Annotated in this window: 20 protein-coding genes and 1 pseudogene; 13 read left to right on the top strand and 8 right to left on the bottom strand. The window is 60.7% G+C overall.

The window, feature by feature from the left end:
• Positions 1-443: 443 nt before the first annotated feature.
• On the top strand, positions 444-1,916 hold the full coding sequence (locus tag NR164_RS16450; RefSeq protein ID WP_256822984.1) for a hypothetical protein: 1,473 nt from the start codon (positions 444-446) through the stop codon (positions 1,914-1,916).
• Positions 1,898-2,557 carry an ankyrin repeat domain-containing protein gene (locus NR164_RS16455; protein WP_256822985.1) on the top strand — a complete coding sequence of 220 codons (660 nt, stop codon included), beginning with the start codon at positions 1,898-1,900 and terminating at the stop codon, positions 2,555-2,557. Before NR164_RS16450 ends, NR164_RS16455 begins: the two co-directional genes overlap by 19 nt.
• Here NR164_RS16455 and NR164_RS16460 read toward each other — a convergent pair.
• Positions 2,523-3,398: a WYL domain-containing protein gene (locus NR164_RS16460; RefSeq protein ID WP_104904410.1), complete on the bottom strand. Its 876-nt coding sequence runs from the start codon at positions 3,396-3,398 to the stop codon at positions 2,523-2,525. The genes NR164_RS16455 and NR164_RS16460 overlap by 35 nt on opposite strands.
• Before the next feature lie 119 nt (positions 3,399-3,517).
• Between NR164_RS16460 and NR164_RS16465 the strand changes: the two are divergent.
• A pseudogene (locus NR164_RS16465) lies at positions 3,518-3,706 on the top strand (hypothetical protein); the annotation flags it as partial.
• Positions 3,707-3,807: 101 nt separating this feature from the next.
• The gene (locus NR164_RS16470) at positions 3,808-4,002 is read left to right on the top strand and encodes a hypothetical protein (RefSeq protein WP_108525493.1); all 195 of its coding nucleotides are present in this window, start codon (positions 3,808-3,810) and stop codon (positions 4,000-4,002) included.
• Between the two features lie 10 nt (positions 4,003-4,012).
• Here the strand turns inward: NR164_RS16470 and NR164_RS16475 are convergent, their stop codons facing one another.
• The 3 genes from NR164_RS16475 to NR164_RS16485 form a co-directional block, all read right to left on the bottom strand.
• The gene (locus NR164_RS16475; RefSeq protein WP_108525491.1) at positions 4,013-5,053 is read right to left on the bottom strand and encodes a D-isomer specific 2-hydroxyacid dehydrogenase family protein; all 1,041 of its coding nucleotides are present in this window, start codon (positions 5,051-5,053) and stop codon (positions 4,013-4,015) included.
• Between the two features lie 248 nt (positions 5,054-5,301).
• On the bottom strand, positions 5,302-5,865 hold the full coding sequence (locus NR164_RS16480; RefSeq protein ID WP_017847333.1) for a histidine phosphatase family protein: 564 nt from the start codon (positions 5,863-5,865) through the stop codon (positions 5,302-5,304).
• Entirely contained in the window at positions 5,862-6,899 is a 1,038-nt protein-coding gene (locus NR164_RS16485; RefSeq protein WP_046385166.1) for an SDR family oxidoreductase, read from the bottom strand. Before NR164_RS16485 ends, NR164_RS16480 begins: the two co-directional genes overlap by 4 nt.
• 131 nt (positions 6,900-7,030) lie before the next feature.
• Here NR164_RS16485 and NR164_RS16490 point away from each other — a divergent pair, with 131 nt between their 5' ends.
• The 3 genes from NR164_RS16490 (at position 7,031) to NR164_RS16500 (ending at position 10,236) form a co-directional block, all read left to right on the top strand.
• Positions 7,031-7,918, top strand: coding sequence for a LysR family transcriptional regulator (locus NR164_RS16490; protein WP_256822986.1), 888 nt, complete (start codon positions 7,031-7,033; stop codon positions 7,916-7,918).
• A 126-nt stretch (positions 7,919-8,044) separates the two neighbouring features.
• Entirely contained in the window at positions 8,045-9,451 is a 1,407-nt protein-coding gene (locus tag NR164_RS16495) for an MFS transporter (protein ID WP_256822987.1), read from the top strand.
• 11 nt (positions 9,452-9,462) lie between these two features.
• On the top strand, positions 9,463-10,236 hold the full coding sequence (locus NR164_RS16500) for an AraC family transcriptional regulator (protein WP_046382001.1): 774 nt from the start codon (positions 9,463-9,465) through the stop codon (positions 10,234-10,236).
• Between the two features lie 96 nt (positions 10,237-10,332).
• On the opposite strand, the gene NR164_RS16505 is transcribed toward NR164_RS16500, so the two are convergent.
• The 4 genes from NR164_RS16505 to NR164_RS16520 form a co-directional block, all read right to left on the bottom strand.
• Positions 10,333-11,073: an SDR family NAD(P)-dependent oxidoreductase gene (locus tag NR164_RS16505; RefSeq protein WP_126587248.1), complete on the bottom strand. Its 741-nt coding sequence runs from the start codon at positions 11,071-11,073 to the stop codon at positions 10,333-10,335.
• A gap of 29 nt (positions 11,074-11,102) precedes the next feature.
• Entirely contained in the window at positions 11,103-11,933 is an 831-nt protein-coding gene (locus NR164_RS16510; RefSeq protein WP_126587247.1) for a shikimate dehydrogenase, read from the bottom strand.
• 8 nt (positions 11,934-11,941) lie between these two features.
• The gene (locus tag NR164_RS16515) at positions 11,942-12,124 is read right to left on the bottom strand and encodes a hypothetical protein (protein ID WP_126587246.1); all 183 of its coding nucleotides are present in this window, start codon (positions 12,122-12,124) and stop codon (positions 11,942-11,944) included.
• A gap of 87 nt (positions 12,125-12,211) precedes the next feature.
• Positions 12,212-12,925: a FadR/GntR family transcriptional regulator gene (locus NR164_RS16520; protein ID WP_046382004.1), complete on the bottom strand. Its 714-nt coding sequence runs from the start codon at positions 12,923-12,925 to the stop codon at positions 12,212-12,214.
• 285 nt (positions 12,926-13,210) lie between these two features.
• Here NR164_RS16520 and NR164_RS16525 point away from each other — a divergent pair, with 285 nt between their 5' ends.
• The 6 genes from NR164_RS16525 (at position 13,211) to NR164_RS16550 (ending at position 19,568) form a co-directional block, all read left to right on the top strand.
• Positions 13,211-14,452, top strand: coding sequence for a branched-chain amino acid ABC transporter substrate-binding protein (locus NR164_RS16525; protein ID WP_079444747.1), 1,242 nt, complete (start codon positions 13,211-13,213; stop codon positions 14,450-14,452).
• A 59-nt stretch (positions 14,453-14,511) separates the two neighbouring features.
• A complete protein-coding gene (locus NR164_RS16530; RefSeq protein ID WP_046382005.1) occupies positions 14,512-15,453 on the top strand; it encodes a branched-chain amino acid ABC transporter permease in 942 nt (313 codons plus the stop codon).
• Between the two features lie 3 nt (positions 15,454-15,456).
• Positions 15,457-16,734 carry a branched-chain amino acid ABC transporter permease gene (locus NR164_RS16535; RefSeq protein WP_046382006.1) on the top strand — a complete coding sequence of 426 codons (1,278 nt, stop codon included), beginning with the start codon at positions 15,457-15,459 and terminating at the stop codon, positions 16,732-16,734.
• Positions 16,731-17,486, top strand: coding sequence for an ABC transporter ATP-binding protein (locus NR164_RS16540; RefSeq protein ID WP_046382007.1), 756 nt, complete (start codon positions 16,731-16,733; stop codon positions 17,484-17,486). The genes NR164_RS16535 and NR164_RS16540 overlap by 4 nt, the downstream gene beginning before the upstream one ends.
• Positions 17,483-18,205 (top strand): ABC transporter ATP-binding protein, encoded by a 723-nt coding sequence (locus NR164_RS16545; RefSeq protein WP_046382008.1) that lies wholly within the window; start codon positions 17,483-17,485, stop codon positions 18,203-18,205. Before NR164_RS16540 ends, NR164_RS16545 begins: the two co-directional genes overlap by 4 nt.
• Positions 18,206-18,320: 115 nt before the next feature.
• Positions 18,321-19,568: an OprD family porin gene (locus NR164_RS16550; protein WP_371928143.1), complete on the top strand. Its 1,248-nt coding sequence runs from the start codon at positions 18,321-18,323 to the stop codon at positions 19,566-19,568.
• Positions 19,569-19,630: the final 62 nt, after the last annotated feature.

Consider the following 19,630-nt stretch of genomic DNA (forward strand, 5'->3'; position numbering starts at 1 on the left):
TAAAACGATATGAAGTCAGGTGAATGTCTTTTCGCACAGTTGTTTTAAATGCTTAGTTGGCTAACTTATTGTTTGTTATTGTTGAGAATGATTTAGATCGAAGGTTTTAGATGATCTGCAACATTCGATAATTCATATAGCCCAAGTCGGAGTCGAGGCATGACCGCCGCTGATGATCCTTGCGGGTGCCGGGCACATCGATCTCGCGCATGCGTTGCAAAGGCACGTCGCTGCATAAGTCGATGGGCCGCGTGTAAACAGAAGCGGGGTGTCTGAACCGTTCATATGTCTGTTTCGGCCGAACCCTGGCGATGGTCGAGAAGCGTCTAGTCCGGGCCTGAGAACCTGCTCCATTTGTTTACCTGTACGGACAAACATCGTGGACGGGGTCGCTGATTTTGCTTAGGGTGTGGCCATTCGATATTACTGGCAAGGTGGTCTGCATGCAGCGCGAACAGTTCCTGGCGCAACCTGAAGTTGAGTCCTTCATCGCATGGCTTGCAGCGAACTTGCCGACGCTGACCTTCAAGCTGCGCTTCAAGTCGAGCAAATTCGTGCCTGGCGGTTTGACGGCTGATGTCCAGGGCATCGAGCAGGTGCTTGGGCACTATCGCTGGAAGGCAAGCTGGCAGGATGCTCACCAATGCTCGGTGGATTCACGCACCTGGGCTGAAACCCAACGCTCTCTCGGGCAACTTCGCGAATGGCTGACGAGTGCGGTCAAACAGGGGAATGACCAGCAAGCGCTTCAGGCCTGCCTGCAGATTCTTCGTTGGGGCGGTGTGCGGGGCGCCATTCCGTTTTTGCACCGGCTGGCCGCAAACGGTAAGCTGTCGAGCTATCTGCAAAAGATGGCCGGGTTGATGTCGCTCGACGGCAAAAATGACCTGGATGATCTCGATGCGATCAGCGTCGAGCGTTTCGATGCGGGCCTGACCAAGATTCATGCGTTGTTTGATTCGTCGGGCTCCCCCATCTATGACAGCCGCGTCGGCGCAGCGATAGGCATGCTGTATTCACTGTTTCGCCAGCAATGGACGGGGAGCGGCAAACCCTTGCTGGCTTTCCCGTCCGGAGCCGCTCGTGGCAGCCAGATCCGCAACCCCGGAGCATTTTTGAACGGCCTGGCCGCGCCTCAGTTCTCTTCGATCAGCTATGAGACATGGGCCCGCTGGCAAGTGCGGTTGGGCTGGATTATCCGCGCCCTGCTCGAGCGCACCGGCTGGTTCGCCGAGCAAGGCGCGCTGCCTGCGCGGTGCCATGCGTTCGAGGCCAGCCTGTTTGTGCTTGGCTATGACCTGCGGTGCTTTGGGTGGACGCCTAAGTCAGCCGTGCCGGTGGTTGACCTGCCGGAACCCGAAGAACGTGACAGCACGGGCTGGGTGCCGACGGGGAACCCTTTCAGTCAGGTCATCAACGACTATCTGCTGTTCCGTCGCCAGGGTGGAAAAAGCGATAAAGCCTCGTTCGTTGACTGGTTGTCGACTCATCCGCACCACGCACGTCCGATCTCGCGGGCTACCGCTCAGGACTACTGTTTTGCGTTTTCGATGCAGGAGTTCGACCTCTTCGACCGCTCCCTTGAAGCGCTGGAGCGGATTGTCGCCGGTGGCGAGGACGGCTTGCGTGCCGTCTTGGCGAGCGAGGTGCTGGAGCCTTTCACCTTGGGCGATGAGCGCGTCAGCGTGTGTCTGGTAGACGTCATGATCACGGGGCGGGCGTATCAGCGAGAGTCGACCGGTGACGCGCGTGTCGAGTCGATCTTGAGCGCCGGGTACGCCGGCACGAAAAACAGCGCAAACACACTGATGGCCCTGGGGCGCAACGTGGGCAAGCACTTCGGTCTGCTGGACGACAAGCATTTGCCTACGCCGCTCTTCGAGCGTTTCTTCGGCGCATGTTCGCTCGAGGCGTGACGCTCACGACGTTGTGTGGGGGGCGGCCGATCACTCTGTTTGAGCGCATCGATGATCGCGCCGAGCTTGGCCTCAGCGACTGGCACCTCTGCGTGCTGTTCGATGAGGCGCCGCCTCTCGATCCGTCCGGCTTGAATCAGCGCGACCTGGCGGGTGACACGCCGCTGGACATGGCTTACCGGCTGAACCGCAGCGGCCTGATCGACACGCTGGAGTCACTCGGCGCCCAGGGCAACCCGCAGATTCGCGGCTGGGCCGGTCTGGGCAGCTTCATGCCCCACGACAAGTACATCCACCTGCCTGCGCGATACGGCAATGTCAAAACCCTGCAAGCCCGCTACCGCCTGGGTGCCAGCCTCAATGACCGCGATGGGCTGGGGAACACGCCACTGCATTGGCTGCTGCTCAATGGTCACTTGAAGGCCGCGCGGTACTTCATCGACCGCGCCATGACGTTCGGTCTTGATCTGGGCGCGAAGAATCACCAGGGCAATACGCTGCGCAATATTGCTCTGCTCAACGGCCAGCATGAACTGGCACAGCGCTTACTCGCGGCCGAGATCGACAATTGCCTGCGTGCGCTGCGCCTCTGGCAGGACATGCGCCTCAATCATGCATCAACCACGGTCTCAACTCTTTGAGATTGGTGACCACGATCTGCTGGGCCTCGGGGTTGGTCGCCTGGTTGCGCGGGTCGACCTGATAGCGGCGCAAGACGTACTTCACCAGTGCCTTGCGACTGGACACCACCAGTTGCCCGTCGGCCATGCCGAAGTCGGTTTCGATGATGGCCTGCTGCGCCGCGTTCAAGCGGCCATCGGGGGCGAAGATGATCGGCACTTCGGTATTCCAGTCTTCGTCCAGTTCCCGTGTGTTCTGCGACGCGTCGAGCAGGTCCGGCTCACCGCGCAGGCGGCTCAGCACAAAGTCGCGGTACTGCCGATTCTTCTCGCAGTAAGCGCGCACATGCCAGCGCATCCCGGTGTACACCAGGGTGTGGGGGGCAATCAGGCGGATTTCCACGTTCGGGGTATTGAGCGATACGTACTCGGTCTCCAGGCGCAGACCGTCGCGGCATGCCGCGAGCAAGGGGCGCAGGATCTCCGGCCGGATCGGCCGGTCCGGCACTTCGAGCACCTTGGTATGGGCATATGCCAGGGCCAGGCCTTCGATGTGCGGCGCCCGTTCATTGTTCTGGTAAAGCAGGTGCAGGTAGGCACTGGCGCTGTCATCGATGAACAGCGGCTTGAAGTGTTTGCTCGGTACATAGCCCTTGCGTTGCTTGTCATATGTCAAGTTTCGGGGCGCATGTTCATTGATGTAGGTATTGATGTCCTTGGAGGCTTGCTGGCGGCTGATGCCGAAGCTCTGGATCAAGTGCCCCGTGGTCAGGCGGCCTTCCCACCAGGCGACGGTCTCGATCAAACGATAGCGAAGTGCCAGGTCCCAGCGCACTTGTTCGATGGATTGCTTGCGTTTCATACCTGCTCCATGTGCGTGAATACTTTACCTGTATAAGTCTACATTCTAGACCTGTCGTAAATCACTACATATCGTGTCGCTGTCTTCGGAATATCTCGAAGGGATGGAAGGATGTGAACATGAGTATGTCGGAAGTGGTTTCGACGGGGGCATTGGCGGTGATGGGGATCATCCTGCTGGTGCTGGTACAGCATTGTTTGAAGTTGAGCGAGCTTTGGAAAATGGTTGCCCATTATCAGAAGGATCTGCGTTTGGCGCAGATCTTGGACATGGAAAACCGCGAGCTGCGGTCGGCGTTGCGCGCCGAGTGAGAACACGTCGCGCAGTTGCAGCGCAAGCTGGAATTGCTGCAAGCGCTGCTCCCGGTCACAGAATAATCCGCAGTATCGCCATCCAGGAGAACCCATTCATGCCGATAAAACCCAGACCCTTCACCTTTGTGTGTGAAGACTGCAAGTGGAAGAAAACCATTGCGCCGCGCAGTGACGCGCTGATGCCCGGCGACTGGTTCGCGAGCTGTCCGAAATGCGGAAGCACAGCCCTGAAAATGCGCGCGGCCGGGTGGCTGGAGGCGGCGCTGGCGGAGTTTGTGGCGCGGCGGTAGGCGTCGACAGCTACAGGCTGAACGCGTGGATCTTGTCGACGATCTGGCGTGAAGCCGTCCTGATTGCCGTTGCGGTATTGCCCGCGATATGCGGCGTCAGTTGTGCGTTGGCAATGCCTGCCAGCGGTGAGTTGAAGCGGTCCTTTTCTTGGGCAAAGGTATCGATGGCGACTGCTTTGATATGCCCGGGAAAGCGGGTCATGAACGCTGCCAGTTGGTCCTCGTCGACGATGCCACCGCGGGCGGTATTGATCAGGATCGAGCCCGGGCGCATCTGGCTGAACGCTGTACTGCCGAACAGGCCCCGTGTGAGCGGCGTGAGTGGTGTATGGATCGAGACGACATCGGCTTCGCCGAGCAACTGCGAGAGGGTTGGTCTTCGATCAAGCCCAAGGTCCCGTGCGACCTGATCGGTAAAGCGCTCCGAACCGGTGGCGATGACCTTGATGCCGAGTGCCCGCGCCTTGCGAGCGACCTGTTGGGCAATGCCGCCAGTGCCCACCAGCCCCAGCGTCAGCTCGGAGAACTCCTGGCCGGGAGGTAGGCTGCCCTTGGACCAGTGGCCTTTATGGGTTTCGGTGTTGTAGTGGCTGAGGTCCCTGGATAAAAACACCGCTTGGGCCACCACGTATTCAGCGACGGCCGTGGCGTTGGAACCTGGTGTGTTCAGTATCGTCACGCCAGTGCGCTCGGCCTCTTGCCGGTCGATGTGGTTAAGCCCCACGCCTGCCTGGGCGATGGCGCGCAACGGTGTTGCCAAGGCAGGGGAGGCGGCGGCGCTGATCAGTTCGCCATCGAGGGGGATGTTCAGGCGCGTCTTGAACACGCTGTAGCCCCCGGCCTGGATTACCGCCGCGATGAAGGCGGACTTGTCGTGGCAATTGATCTGGGCGTATTGAATGCGCTCGCCGTAGTGGTTCCTGATGCTGTCCTGGTCGGTGAAATAATGAAGGTTCAGGGTGACGGCCAGCCCCAGTTCAAGGAATCGGTCGATTTCCTCAAATAGCAGCGGCGGGCCAGGGGCGTCCAGTATCAGGGTGGTGAATGCCATGCGCGTGATCCTCTTGAAAGAGTGCCTGAGTCCCTCGGCCGCCTCGATGACGTCCTTGTTCGCACTCCACCATAGAGCGTGAAGCCGCGTTATTCACGTTCCAGGCATAACGGGAGCGTTGTCCGCGCTTCTGAGAGTGAGGCTCCTTTTGGCCGTAGCCGAAGCACTGCACTTCACACGCGTAGCAAAGACACTGTATCAGGGCGGTGTGCCACCTGGACGGTTGCGTGCGCTCAGCCGATCACCGTCTATACACCAGCGTATTGATACACCGTCGCGCTCCAATATTGGCTGCCATTGTGCTGTTGGCGGGTCCAACCGTCTGCGAGCAGGTGTTTGGCGATCATTCGATTCATCACGCCATGACCGAGCAGCAGAACCGGCCCTTCACCGGCGAGGGACTGCAGTCGTTGAGCGGCCGTGTTGGCGCGCAACCTTGCGGCGCCAGCGGATTCGATATTGCGTGAGTAACCGCACAGCCATAAGACCCGGAAGATAAATGCCCAGGTAAACGGCGATAGCCGGGGCAATCGCCAACGGCCATAAGGCAGTTGCGCTTCGCAGAAAAGCGCGTCGACGACAGCAGGCTTCAGCCCGAGCACCTCGACCGAGGTCAGCGCACGAGGCGCGCTGCTTGAAACAACCAGGGTGGCGGCTGCGGCGAGTTGCTGGCTGGCGTCCGGAGCCGGATGGCGGATGATTTCGGATCGGTTGTATTGCTCGATCCAGTCTTTCATCTCGAACATTGAGATTCTTTCGCGCGCGGCCATCTTGGGCTGGCCGTGACGCATCAGGATGATGGTTTTGCTCATCGTGTGTTTTCGTCCTTGTTTGGCTTAACCACGCCATGTTTCCGATACCACGCCACAGTGTCAGAAACGGTCTGCTCCAGCACTCGAAAACTCAGGCCAAGCTCCTGTTCGCTCTTGTGGTGGTTAAAACAGGTACGGTGCTCCTCTCGTATCAATAGGCGCAACGTCGCCATGCTCAGCAAAATAGGCTTGCCGGTAACGCGCGCGTAAACCTCCTGCACCGCCGCCAACAGGTACAGCGCGGGCACTGGCAGTTGCCGAACAGGGGTTTTGACGCCCGCGATACGCCCCAGCACAGGTACCAACTGGCGCATGGTCAAGTTGCGACCGGCCGCGAGGTAGCGCTCTCCTCGCCGCCCATGTTTGGCTGCGGCGATCTGGGCACATGCCACATCGCGGGCATCGACCACGGAGAAGGTGCCGGGGATCAGCCCGGGTAACTTGCCGTTGATCACGTCCTTGACCAATTGTCCGGAGGAAGTCGGGCCCATATCGCCCGGGCCCCACATCCAGCCGGGCAGCACCATGCAGGCATGCATTTGGGGATGGGTTTCAAGGAACGTCAAGACGACACGCTCGGCGAGGATCTTGCTGCGGTAGTAGTCATCCGCATCGGCTTCGGCCCGCAGGCATGTCTCGTCGATAGAGGTGCCGGGGGCTCCGTCGAGCACGGCAATCGACGAGGTATGCACGAAGCGGCGGACCCCCGCGCGGTAGGCCTGGTGAAGCAGGGCTTGCGTACCGGCGACATTGATCTTTTCGAGCGCTTCCCAGTGGCTGCCACCCTTGTAGTTATCGCGAAAGAACGCTGCGGTATGAAACACCGTATCGCAGCCTTGCAACGATGTTGCGAACGCGTCGATGTCGGCCATATCGCCAACGACCAGTTCCACGCTCGGCAGGTCGTTGAACTGCTGCTCACCCTTGGCCCGTGAGCGGACCAGGGCTTTGACGGCGTAGCCGTGTGCGACCAGTTCCCGCACCAGGTTGTTGCCCAGCAAGCCGGTTGCGCCAGTGACGAATGCGTTGCGCATGGGGTCCATAGTCATACATTTCATTCCAGTCGTTTCGAAGGCCGGTAGATATACCGTTGAGGCTGCGCCTGAAAAACAGCGACTACTGCATAATGGCTTTGCATATATGCAAACCCTGGAGGATGGGAGGTATGGCGTTGCAGGCAAATTGGGACGATCTTCGTCTGCTGTTGGCGGTCTCGCGGCGTGGCAGTTTTCTTCAAGCCGGCCAACTGCTGGGGATCGCGGCGTCTACCGTGTCCCGTCGCCTGACCCAGCTGGAAGCGGCCCTGGGTGAGCCGCTCGTTGAGCGCGGCGTTGAAGGCTGCTGGTTGACCTCGCGGGGTCAGGCCCTGGTGGACGTCGCGGTGGCAGCAGAGGCGGGCTTGAGGCGTCAGACGGCGGCGGAGTTGTCCGGGGAACACACAGCGCTATGTGGCAGCGTGCTGGTCAGTGCCGGCGAGGGGTTTTCTTCTTGTGTGTTGGACGCCGCGAGCCGGTTTACGGCCCTGCATCCGCGCTGTTCCGTGGAGTTACTGGTCGCCACCGACTTTCACAAGATCGTCCGCGGGGTGGCGGATATCGCCATACGCACAGCGCACCTGGGCGAGCCATCGTTGATTTATCGACCCATCGGCAAGCTCGCCTATGGCGTCTTCGCTGAGGCCGGGTACCTGAAGCGATCTCCCGGGGTGACCCTGGCTACGGCGGTCAACATCGCCTTGCTTCCTCCGCTGGATATGTTGCCTCAAATGCGTGCCGCAAAGGCTGCGGGCCTGGACCGTGCGCAAATCAGCGTGAACTCGTTCGCCGTCCAACTGGAGTCGGTGCGGCAAGGCATGGGCGTGGCTGTACTGCCGCGTATTCTGGCGAAGGGCCTGACGGAGTTGTTCCCCGAGCTGGAACTTCCAGAGATGGAGGTCTATCTGGTAACCCGGCCTCAGGCGTTGAAACAGGCGCACATCAGATGTTTCTTCGACATTCTGGAGCAGGTATTGCTCGAAGTCCTCTGCGTCGGCACGCATCAAAGGGCGAACTGACAACGTCGCAGTGCGGATCGCGAAGAGGCACCGCTGATGGTTCTCGTCCGTTTCAGTCGATGAGTTGTCTTGACGGAACATTTCGCTCATCCAGGCGGTTACGTAACCTGATCCCAGGTAAATGCCGTGAAGGGATCGGTTATGAAGAGTGTTACTCGCGCCTCTTTGCGAGATGAGAATGATCATGTGCAGCGCCAACGCTCGCTGAGCGTTCTGGCGGTGCTCGTCGTGTTGTTTCTCGCGGCGATGGACAGTACTGCTGTCAGCACGGTACTGGCGCAGATCAATGCGCAAATGCAGGACGCGACGCTCTATCCCTGGGTGGTCTCAGGCTTCCTGCTACCCCTGGCACTCATTGCCCCGCTGGCTGGCGCACTGGCGGATCGGTTCGGGGTTTCGTCGATGATGAAGGTCAGCCTGCTGATCTTCATCGCCGCGTCGGCGCTGGTTGCCGCTAGCCAGAGCATGGTCATGCTGATTGCCGGCAGAGCGCTGCAAGGCGTCGGGGCGGGTGGCATCATCGTTCTTTCCTACTCGATGCTGGCGTCGCTCTTCGACGGGCCCAGGCGTGCCAGCATGCAGGGCATGCTCAGCAGTGTCTGGGGGCTGGCGGCTGTGTTGGGCCCGGTTGCCGGTACGGTGCTGGGCAACACCCTGAGTTGGCGCTGGGTATTCTGGCTCAATCTGCCGCTGGGCTGTTTGGCATTGGCGGTGTTGTGTTTCACACCTGCTATCGGTCGAGGTCAATCGACCAGGACGGTAGACCCGATAGCGCAGGGCCTTTTGGCCATTGCTGCTTGTGCGGGGCTGTTCATGTTGAGCAGTCAGCGTCTGGATATGATCCCATACCCGATAGCGACGCTGGCGTTTGTGGTGCTCATCAGTCTGGTCGCGCTGATAGCTCGCGTGCGTCAGGTACCTGCCGGTAGCCCAGTGCCGTTTGGTTTCTTTGAACGGCCTGCACTGGGAGCGGTCATGGCGTTGGTGGTGATCTCCAGTATCGGCTTGTACGCCACGGTCAGCGTGTTGCCAATTGCCCTGAGCCATTCGCCGGGCAGCGCATTGTCGACCGGCGGGCTGATCATGCTGGCCGCGTTGGGCTGGGTAGGCGGTGCCACCGTCTGTGGCAAGCGTCTGGCGAATGTCGGGTTCAAGTCCATGGCTATCGTTGGGATGGCCATGCTGATGCTCGGTTGTCTGGGGGTGGCTGCGGGGTTGCACTGCTCGCAGTGGCTGCTGATGGGCATCGGTCAGATTCTGGTCGGGCTGGGTATGGGCTTTACAGCCACAACGACCCTGGTACTCGCACAGAACAGCGCCCCGCCTGATCAGTTGGGAGCCTATACCTCCACGGTGCAGTTTCTGCGCAACCTTGGCGCGGCGTTTGGCGTCAATGCACTGGTGGCTGTTGCGTTGTACCTGCCGCCAGACCAGTCCTACCCGGACACGTTCCTGTTGCTTGGTCTTTTGATGGCACTCGGTTTACTCTTTGCCTTCAAGCTGCCTGCGCGCGGTGGACCGCAGAAAGGGTAAGCAGAGTCGCAATGAGTTTCGTCGACCTGGATCACACCGCACTGGTTGTTGAACGGCAGTTAACCAAGCTGCCCGAGGCGGAGCGTCATGCTCATCAACACCCCTTCGGGCAGTTTGTGTTAGTCAAAAACGGTGTGCTTCATGGCAACGCCATCGAGCAACGCTGGTTGCTCAAACCGGGAATGGCCGTCTGGATTCCGCCACAGACCTTGCACTCGGGCGAGGCGTATAACCCGGTAGACCTCACGGTCTTGTACCTTGACCCTGACCTGTGCAAACACATCTCCCCGAGCGTCAAGCTGATCGATGCATCCCCGCTGATCATCGCCCTGTGCGAGCGGTTGGCCGAGCAGGGCACTCGACCGCTTTGCGAACAACGGCGCGCCTGCATGTTGCAGTTGTTGTTCGAGGAGATCGAAGAGCGGGTGCCCAGCAACATGGTCCTGCCTTTGCCGAGCGACGCACGGCTCAAGCGTGTGGCCGAGCAACTGATCGCCAGGCCTGGGATGCGCAAGAGCCTGACCGAATGGGGGCACGAGGTAGGCGCTACGGAGCGGACGCTGGCGCGGCTGTTTCGCAAGGATACCGGATTGCGCTACACGGACTGGCACAACCGCCTGCTCCTCGTGGAGGCATACCGAGGCCTGGCAGGCGAACACTCCAACGAGACCCTGGCGCAGCACCTGGGATTTGCGTCGGGGGATTCCTTTGGTCATTGGTTTCGGCGCATCACCGGCAGCAGCCCAGGCAAGGTGCGTAGCTCTTTGCAGGTTGCCAGCGCGTAAGTGCGGCCGCTGGCCCCATGAACCCGCGCCCCTGAAGGGCGCGCGCTCATTTCTCGCTTGACCGCTCAACGGGCAAAAAAACGAGGCGCGCAAGGCTCATCCGGCGATGTACAGCCCGCCGTTCACGTGCAGTACTTCGCCGGTCATGAAACTTGAGCCGTTGCTGCATAGAAAGGCGATCACCGAGGCGATTTCGCTCGGTTGACCCAGGCGTTTGAGCGGGGTCTGCTCCACCGAATCGCTGCCGCGGCTCGCGATCAGGTGCTGGGTCATCGGGGTTTCGATGATCCCGGGGGACACCGCGTTCACCCGGGTCTGCGGCCCCAACTCCCGCGCCAGGGCGCGGGTCAGGCTCAATAGGCCGCCCTTGGAGGCGCCATAGTGCGCGTTAGAGAACGCCCCCCGATGTGCGGCCACCGAGGTTAGGTTGACGATTGCGCTGTTGGCACGCAGTACCGGGATTGCCCGCTGGCACAGGTAGAACACGCCGTCGAGGTTGATGCCCAGCGTTTGGCGCCATTGCTCATCGGTCATTTGGCGAATCGGCTGCGACTGGTACAAACCGGCCGATGGCACCAGGAAGTCGATGCCGCCGAAGCGTTCGACGGCCAGTTGCACAGCCTTGGCCGAATCGGCAGGGTCGGCCGCATTCATCCGCAGGGTGGCGACGCGCTCGCCGCTGGCGTCCATTTCCCGGGCGAAATCCGCCAGGCCGTCGCCGTCCAGGTCGGCGAGCACCATCGAGGCGCCGTACTGATAGAACAGCCTTGCCACTTCGCGGCCGATGCCACCGTTGGCACCCGTCAGCAGCAGGACGCGATTGTTGAAATCGTACATGGTCGTTGTCTCCGAAAGAGTGCCTGGGTTCATGGGCCGAGAATGCGCGCCAGATGTTCGTGTTGCAGGTCAACGCCGAGAAAACGACAGATCTGCACGATCTGGCCATAGATCATGTGTTGTCCATGGTGAACGCGGCAGCCGCGCAGTCGAGCCGCGGCCAACAGGGGGGTGTCGCCGGCGCGCATCACGGCTTCGCAGACCAGGGCATCAGCCCGCAGGGTGCTGGGGTCCAGCGGCAGGGCATCGTCGTCCTTGAGGCCCAGGGAGGTGGCGTTGATGATCACGTCGAAGTCCTGCGCATTGCCGTCGCTGGTGCTTAGCTCGACCTTGGGGAACTGCGTTTTCAGGCGTTCCAACAGGGCTTCGGCGCGGGCAGGGGAGCGATTGTAGATCGCTAGCCGTACCGGTTCCTGCCGGGCAATCGCTGCGGCGATCGACTTGCCGGCGCCACCGGCGCCCACCAGCAGCACGCGTTTGCCTTCCAGCCTATGACCTTGCTGATGCAGCCCGGCGAGCATGCCTTCGCCGTCGAAGTTGCCACCGATCAAGCGGCCGCTCTCGGGGTCGATCCGCACCGCATTGACCGAGCCGACCTGACGTGCGGTCTCGGTCAGTTCGTCGCAGTATTCAACGATGCTTTCCTTGTACGGGATGGTCACTACCAGGCCGTGCAAATTGGCGATGCCGGATACGCCGAGCAGCACCTTGTGCAGGTTCGACCCTTGCACGTGCAGCGGTACGCAGACCAGGTCGAGGCCCTGGTTGGCAGCACTGTGGTTGATCACTTGCGGGGTTTTTACATGGGCGATCGGATCGGCAACGATGCCGATCAGTTGCGTCTGGCCACTGATGTGCATGGGAAACCTCAACGGTAGGAGTGGGTACGGGCGGTCGTGCCGAGGCGCTTCTCATAAAGAGCCGGGCCGAAAAAGGGATCGAGTGGAAGCTGGAATACCGCGGGGTGGGCGGTCGTGCCGAGGGCAGGAGGGGTGTCGGAGGTGCGGATCAATGAAGCCAATGCTTGTAACAGTGCGCTGATAGAACTCATGAGCAGTAACCTGTCTGACATATTTTATTGTTGTCTGACAGGATGGTAGAAGGCTTCGCTTTTCGGTGTCAAGGGTGCTGCCGGGAATCAGGCCTGCAGGTACATGTTCATCCGCTTGGCGGCATTGCGCAGATGGCGCTCGGCGGCTTCGCCGGCCAACACCGGATCACGGGCCTGGATGGCCTGGAAGATGGCCTGGTGCTCGTCCTGCACGTCCTGGATCAGCTCGTTGTAGATTTCGGCGGTGTTGCTGCGAGCTTCGCGAATCAGGCGCCGGACGCTGTGGTCGAGGTACTCGTTGAGCGATTTGAAATGCGGGTTGTGCGTGGCCGCGACAATCGCTTGGTGGAAGGCATAGTCTTCTTCGTCCCCCAGTTGATCATTGACCATGGCGTATTCCATACCAACCAGTGCCTGGCGAATCTTCTTCAGGTCTTCGGGGGTGTGGCGCAAGGCTGCCAGGCGCGTGGCGCCCACTTCAATGGTGATCAGGAATTCGAGGATATGCAGCAATGCGTCCCCTTCACCCAGCGAGACTGCTTTCAAGCGAAACGCATGGCGCTCGCCGCGCTTGGCGACGAAGGCACCCTTGCCTTGCTGAGTGGTGATCAGCTCTTCGAACTTGAGCTGCGACAAGGCTTCGCGCACCACCGCCCGGCTGACCGAAAACTGTTCGCACAGTTGCCGTTCGCTGGGCAGTTGATCGCCAGTGGCCAGCCGCCCGGATTGGATCTCGCCACTGAGCCAGTGAACGATTTCCATGGGCAGGGGCTGGTTGGGGTGCGCGTTGTCGCTTTTCATGGTTCGGTCCTCTGCCAGGGGGCAGCACGGGTGCGGGCATTGATGTGATGAGCTGTTGATAGTGACGGATTGAGCTGTGGTCTTACAAGTGTTTGAAAAAATAATCCAGGGTGGAGTTGTCTGTTTTAAAGGCCCGCAGGTGCATTTATAAAAAATAAATGCATAAATCGTGGTAGGAGTGCTTTGACTTCGCGGCAGGCTTGACGTAATTTTCGCCAACTGGTCAGACATGTACTTGCTGATGTACTACCAGATTGCAAATAACAATAAAAATTCGAGGTTTCCATGCACACCAAGACCACGCTGCGTCTGCTCACCCTCGGCACGACCCTGTTCGCCGGTATCGCCTGCGCTGATCCTTTGAAAGTGGCGTTGGTCGAGACCCTGTCGGGGCCGTCGGCCGCCACCGGGCAAATGTTCCGCGCCGCCACGCGTTTTCAGATCGAACGGCTGAATGCCGAGGGCGGTTGGAACGGCGAACCGATCCAGCTCCTCGAGTTCGACAGCCAGGGGACCCCCGCGGGCGCCTCCGAGAAACTCAAGGCCGCCATTGGCAGCGGCGCGCAAATGATTGTCCAAGGGGCTTCGTCAGTGGCTGCCGGGCAGATCACCGAAGACGTGCGCAAGTACAACCTGCGCAATAAGGGCAAGGAGGTGGTGTTCCTCAACGTCGGCGGTGAAGCGCTTGAACTGACCGGCAGCAAATGCCACTTCTATCACTTCCGCTTCAACGGTAACGCACCGATCCGGGTCAAGACCCTGGTCGCGGCAATGAAAGAGGCGGGCACCCTGGGCAGCAAAGTCTATTCCATGAACCAGAACTACAGCTGGGGCCAGGACATGGAAAAATCCATCACTGAAAACGCCGCGGCTGGCGGTTATCAGTTGGTGGGTAAAAGCCTGCACGACACGCAGAAGGTGCAGGATTTTTCGCCCTATATCGCTCGCATCCAGGCCTCCGGCGCAGAAACCGTGCTGACCGGCAACTGGGGCAACGACCTGTTGCTGCTGATGAAAGCCAGCCGCGCCGCCGGCCTGAAGCTGCGCTTCGGCACGGCCTTTCTCGATCAGCCGGGCAACCTCGCCAACGCCGGCGATGTCGCGCTGGGGCACTACGTTTCCCACCCGTTCAACATTGAGGCGGCGGGCGAGCAGGGCGAAAAATTTGCCAGCGAGTATCAGGCCAAGACCGGGCACCTGCCAGCCTACATCGAGCCACAGACGGTATTTGCCTTGCAGATGGTCGGCAATGTGCTGAAGAAGCTGCCGGCCGAAGACGGCCGTCTCAATACCCGCAGTTTCGCCCTGGCCCTGGAACAGGCCAGCGACCGCAACCCATTGGGTGACGTGCGGATGCGTGCCGAGGATCACCAACTGCTGATGCCGTTCGTGGTGTCGGTGGTGTCGAAGGAGGCGCGCTACAAGGTTGACGGCACCGACATGGGCTTTGTGCCGATCAAGTCGTTCAGTGCCGATCAAGCCGCAGCGCCTGTCCAGGATGCCTGCCGGATGCAACGACCCGAGTGACGCCGCCTGGCGTGCCGAGCGGCACGCCTTCCTGCCCATCGCGAACGCTGGAGTCGCCTATGGAATTTCTCACAGTTTCACTGCTTAACGGCGTGATCTACGGCCTGCTGCTGTTTATGGTTTCCGCCGGCCTGACGCTGATTTTCGGCATGATGGGCGTGCTCAATTTCGCCCATGCCTCCTTCTATATGGTGGGCGCCTACCTGGCCTACACCCTGCAGAAGGTTGTCGGCTTCACGACTGCGGTAGTGCTCTCGACCGTGCTCGTGGGCCTGCTCGGCGTGATCGTCGAGCGCTTCTTCCTGCGCCGCGTACACAAACATGGCCATGCTCATGAACTGCTGCTCACCTTCGGCCTGACGTTCATCATTGCTGAACTGATCAAGTTGTTTTACGGCAACTTTTCCGTCGAATACCGAGTTCCAGAGTTCCTCAACTTTGCCGCCTTCCAGGTGTTCAGCACCGACTATCCGTTCTATCGCTTGTTGATGGGTGTGGTCTCGCTGCTGGTGTTCGGCCTGATCTACCTGCTGTTGACCCGCACTCGGGTCGGCATCGTGGTGCGGGCGGCGATTCATCGTCCACAAATGGCCGAGGCCCTGGGGCACAACGTCCCGCTGGTGTTCATGGCCGTGTTCGGCATCGGCGCGGCACTGGCCGGCCTGGCCGGGGCTCTGGCTGGGGCGTTCTACACCACCAACCCGAACATGGCCCTGGAGCTGGGGGTCATCGTGTTTGTCGTGGTGGTGGTTGGCGGCCTGGGTTCGATGGCCGGGGCCATGATCGCGTCGCTGCTGATCGGGCTGATTTCTTCGTTCGCGGTGGGTGTGGACCTCAGCCTGGCTTCACTCCTGGGTTTGCTGGGGGCAGGTGACTGGGCGCAGCAGATGGGCGGGTTGATGACCCTCAAGGTATCCAGTGTGGCGGCAACCATTCCGTTTGCGCTGATGCTGCTGATTTTGCTGATCCGGCCGTCCGGGTTGATGGGCGAGAAGGGGTAAACCATGAAACTGACGAAAATCCTCCTGGCGGTGCTGTTGCTGGCCCTGCTGGTGCTGCCCGCCATCCTGCCGGCGGCGATGGTCAACGCGGCCATCCAGATGCTTATCGCGGCCTTGTTTGCCTGTGCCTTCAACCTGTTGTGCGGGCAGGGCGGCATGCTTTCGTTCGGTCATGCGGCGTACTTCGGCGTGGGGTCGTTCGCTACATTGCATGCGATGAGTGCGCTCAATGGCCAAGGCCTGCTGCCGACACCGTTGCTGCCGCTGATCGGTGCCATGGGCGGCTTTATCTGCGGCCTCTGCGCCGGTTGGTTCGCCACTAAACGGGCGGGCGTCTACTTCTCCATGATCACCCTGGCGCTGGCCGAGTTGCTGCATTCCCTGGCCCCGCACCTGAATACGCTGTTTGGCGGCGAGGCGGGTATTTCGTCCATGCGCGCCCCTGCCTGGGGCCTGGATTTCGGTGACGCGACCCAAGTGTATTACCTGACGCTGGGTTGGGTGGTGCTGTCGATTGCCTTGCTCTACGCCTTCACGCTGACGCCCATGGGGCGCCTGACGTTCGCCTTGCGCGAGAACGGCCACCGCCTGCAGTTCCTGGGCTACAACGTTCACCGCTTGCGAGTGCTGGTGTTTGCCTTGTCGGCGATGTTTGCCGGTATTGCCGGTGGCTTGCAAGCACTGAACCTGGAGTCGGCCAACTACGTGCTGTTCGACATGCGTTTTTCTGCCGAAGTGGTACTCAACACCTACATCGGCGGCGTCAACGTGTTCCTCGGGCCGGTGCTCGGCGCTGCCCTGATGACGTTCTTTGGCAACGCCGCCTCTGACCTCACGCAATCCTGGTTGCTGTATCAGGGCCTGTTGTTCGTACTGGTGATGATGTTCATGCCCAGCGGCCTGGCCGGGCTGGTGCTGTGCTGGAGCGCGCAGATCCGTCGGCGCGGTTGGCTGGCGATCGTCCCGGCGGCGTTCTCGGCGCTGCTTGGCGCTGGGGTGTTGAGCCTGGCGGTGGTGTTTTTGATCGAGACGTTGCAACGCGTATTCAGCCAGGACTATCAGGCCCTGTTGATGACGGACCAAGCCTGGCCGGCGATCAGTCTGTTCGGCCGCGAATGGCTGCCGGGCGCGCTGCTGACCTGGGCCACGCCGTTGCTCTTGGGGGTGGCCGGGCTGTTGGTCCTGAAACTGGCCCGGCACCAATGGCTGCGCCTGCTGGATGACGAACCGGTGGTCAACGCCGCCGCACTCAGGCCTCGGGTCGAAGGAGAACAACCATGAGCGATGCGATCCTGCAGTTACGCGATGTGCATAAGTCGTTTGGCGAGGCTCACATCATTCGGGGGGCGCAGCTTGAATTGCGTGCCGGTGAACGTCATGCGGTGATCGGTCCCAACGGGGCCGGCAAATCGACCTTGTTCCATCTGATCTCCGGGCAGTTGCAGCCCAGTAGCGGGCAGATCCTCCTGGGCGCGGAAGCGATCCAGGGCTACTCGCCACAGCACATCAATCACCTGGGGTTGTCGCGCTCGTTCCAGATCACCAACATTTTTCCCGGGCTCTCGGTGTTCGAAAACCTGCGCATCGCGGTGATGCGCAAGCACCGGATGCAATACCACTTCTGGCGCTCCGTCCAGCGTTACCCCGAGGTGCGCGAGCAGACTGAGCAATTGCTCGAACAGGTGCGGCTACAGGACAAGCAAACGGTGTGCGCGGCCGAACTCTCTTACTCCGAACAGCGCGCCTTGGAGATCGGCATGACCCTGGCCTGTGACCCTCGGGTGATCTTGCTCGACGAGCCGATGGCGGGCATGTCCCATGAAGAAACCGACTACGCCCTGAACCTGATCCGCGAGGTGACCCAGGGGCGTTCGCTGCTGATCGTCGAACATGACATGGACGTGGTGTTCTCCCTGTGCGACCGCATCAGTGTGCTGGTCTACGGCGAAGTCATCGCCACCGGTACACCGGACCAGATCCGCGCAGATCGTCGGGTGCAGGAAGCCTACCTGGGTGAGGAGCAATGTGCATGAACCCTACTTCGCAAAACCTGCTGTCGATCAGCGACCTGCATGTGCATTACGGCAAGAGCCATGTATTGCATGGGGTCGATCTGCACATCGGTCACAACGAGGTGGTGAGCCTGCTCGGGCGCAACGGCGCCGGGCGCTCGACCACCATGAAAGCGGTCATGGGCCTGGTGCCGCCCAGTGCCGGCAGCGTGCAGTTGGCCGGGCGCGAGTTGACCGGGCTGCGCCCCTATCGCATCAGCCGTGCCGGCATCGGGTTCGTCCCGGAGGAACGTGAGGTCTTCGCCAACCTCAGCGTCGAGGAAAACCTGCGCATGGGCCAGCAAGCGCCCACCGACGGCGCCACTGCGTGGACCGTCGAGCAGATGTTCGAGTTTTTCCCGCGGCTGCGCGAGCGCCGTAACACTGGCGCGGGCAACCTTTCGGGGGGCGAACAGCAGATGCTCACCCTGTGCCGGTCGTTGCTGGGCTGCCCCAGAGTGCTGCTGATCGATGAACCCACCGAAGGCCTGGCGCCGAAGATTGTGGCGGTGGTCGCCGAGGCTATTCGCGAGATCCACCGACGTGGGGTTTCGATCCTGCTGGTGGAACAGAAGCTGACCATCGCGCTTAAGGTCTCGTCGCGAGTCTGCGTGATGGGGCATGGGCGGATTGTCTTCGAGGGCACGCCGCAGGCGCTGACCGACGATGCGAATTTGATGAAGGAATGGTTGGCGGTCTAGACCGACCGCCAGCGTGTTCAACCCGGCAGGTTCGCCTGCCAATTTCCCCCCCGATTGTGTGGCAGCACGTGTGCTTGCCAGGGGGTTCTGCGTTTTAAATCCACCGGGAAAAACAATAAAAATGAGCCTGCCTAACTACATCACCGTACAACCCCTGCTGTTGCTCAGCGTCTTGCCGGGCCTGGTCCTGGCCCAGGAGCAGGGCTTTATCGAAGGCGCAACGGCCAATGTGCTGATGCGCAACTTCTACTTCAACCGTGACTTTCGCGACAGCGGTGCCGCCCAGGCCAAGAGCGAGGAGTGGGCGCAGGGCTTTCTGCTTAACGCACAGTCCGGCTACACCCAAGGCACCGTGGGTGTCGGCGTCGATCTGATCGGCCGTCTCGGGGTCAAACTCGACAGCGGCAGTGGGCGTGCTGGCAGCCTATTGTTGCCGGCGGACGGCAAAGGCTCGGCGGATGATTTTTCCAGCCTGGGCGCTGCGCTCAAACTGAAACTGTCGAAGACCGAGCTGAAAGTCGGGGAGCTGCTGCCGAGCCTGCCCATCCTCCAGTACAACGATGCGCGGTTGCTGCCGCAAACCTTTCAGGGGGCGATGCTGACTTCGAAAGAAATCACCGGGCTGACCCTCAATGCCGGGCAGATGCGCTCATTCACTCAGCGCAACTCCAGTAACCGCGAAGACCTGTTTATTGATGGCCGCTCGTTCGCCACGTCCGACCGCTACAACTACCTGGGTGGCGAGTACCGCTTCAACCAGGAGCGGACCATGCTCGGCCTCTGGGGCGCAGAACTGGAGGATATCTATCGCCAACGCTTAGTCCAGTTCGCCCACAAGCAACCGGTCGGTGCCTGGACGCTTGGGACCACCGTCGGCCTGCTCGACTCCGAGGAACAAGGCCAGGCCAAGGCCGGCAAAATCGACAACCGCTCGTTCTACAGCACCCTCAGCGCGGCACATGGCGGGCACACGCTGATGGCCGCCTGGCAGCGCATGTACGGCGAAGACGGGACCATCTGGCTAAGCCCGACCACCACCGTGCTGCCCAGTGATATCCAGGTGCGCAATTTCGCCTCCGCCCAAGAGAAAGCCTGGCAGCTGCGATACGACTACAACTTTGCCGCCATGGGGGTGCCAGGGCTGACGACCTTCGTGCGTTACGTCAGTGGCGACAACGTACTGGTGGCGGGCAGCAACGACGGCAAGGAATGGGAGCGCGATTTTGACGTGTCCTATGTGATCCAGAGCGGCGCGCTGAAGAACCTGGGCCTGCGCTGGAGAAACGCCATGGTGCGTTCCAGTTTCGGTCCGTCAGTCGACGATAACCGACTCATCGTCAGCTACAGCCTGGCGCTGTTCTGATCGATATGCCGACTATTCCGGTAACAATTTCCTTTGACAGACCCCGCAGTGCGGGTTAGTTT

This window comes from Pseudomonas sp. Pse79 (assembly GCF_024519615.1).
GTDB classification, from domain to species: Bacteria; Pseudomonadota; Gammaproteobacteria; order Pseudomonadales; family Pseudomonadaceae; genus Aquipseudomonas; species Aquipseudomonas veronii.

Coding starts and splice junctions, on each gene's coding strand:
- NR164_RS16450 (WP_256822984.1), top strand. CDS start 444: ATGCAGCGCGAACAGTTCCTGGCGCAACCTGAAGTTGAGTCCTTCATC.
- NR164_RS16455 (WP_256822985.1), top strand. CDS start 1,898: ATGTTCGCTCGAGGCGTGACGCTCACGACGTTGTGTGGGGGGCGGCCG.
- NR164_RS16460 (WP_104904410.1), bottom strand. CDS start 3,398: ATGAAACGCAAGCAATCCATCGAACAAGTGCGCTGGGACCTGGCACTT.
- NR164_RS16470 (WP_108525493.1), top strand. CDS start 3,808: ATGCCGATAAAACCCAGACCCTTCACCTTTGTGTGTGAAGACTGCAAG.
- NR164_RS16475 (WP_108525491.1), bottom strand. CDS start 5,053: ATGGCATTCACCACCCTGATACTGGACGCCCCTGGCCCGCCGCTGCTA.
- NR164_RS16480 (WP_017847333.1), bottom strand. CDS start 5,865: ATGAGCAAAACCATCATCCTGATGCGTCACGGCCAGCCCAAGATGGCC.
- NR164_RS16485 (WP_046385166.1), bottom strand. CDS start 6,899: ATGCGCAACGCATTCGTCACTGGCGCAACCGGCTTGCTGGGCAACAAC.
- NR164_RS16490 (WP_256822986.1), top strand. CDS start 7,031: ATGGCGTTGCAGGCAAATTGGGACGATCTTCGTCTGCTGTTGGCGGTC.
- NR164_RS16500 (WP_046382001.1), top strand. CDS start 9,463: ATGAGTTTCGTCGACCTGGATCACACCGCACTGGTTGTTGAACGGCAG.
- NR164_RS16505 (WP_126587248.1), bottom strand. CDS start 11,073: ATGTACGATTTCAACAATCGCGTCCTGCTGCTGACGGGTGCCAACGGT.
- NR164_RS16510 (WP_126587247.1), bottom strand. CDS start 11,933: ATGCACATCAGTGGCCAGACGCAACTGATCGGCATCGTTGCCGATCCG.
- NR164_RS16515 (WP_126587246.1), bottom strand. CDS start 12,124: ATGAGTTCTATCAGCGCACTGTTACAAGCATTGGCTTCATTGATCCGC.
- NR164_RS16520 (WP_046382004.1), bottom strand. CDS start 12,925: ATGAAAAGCGACAACGCGCACCCCAACCAGCCCCTGCCCATGGAAATC.
- NR164_RS16525 (WP_079444747.1), top strand. CDS start 13,211: ATGCACACCAAGACCACGCTGCGTCTGCTCACCCTCGGCACGACCCTG.
- NR164_RS16530 (WP_046382005.1), top strand. CDS start 14,512: ATGGAATTTCTCACAGTTTCACTGCTTAACGGCGTGATCTACGGCCTG.
- NR164_RS16535 (WP_046382006.1), top strand. CDS start 15,457: ATGAAACTGACGAAAATCCTCCTGGCGGTGCTGTTGCTGGCCCTGCTG.
- NR164_RS16540 (WP_046382007.1), top strand. CDS start 16,731: ATGAGCGATGCGATCCTGCAGTTACGCGATGTGCATAAGTCGTTTGGC.
- NR164_RS16545 (WP_046382008.1), top strand. CDS start 17,483: ATGAACCCTACTTCGCAAAACCTGCTGTCGATCAGCGACCTGCATGTG.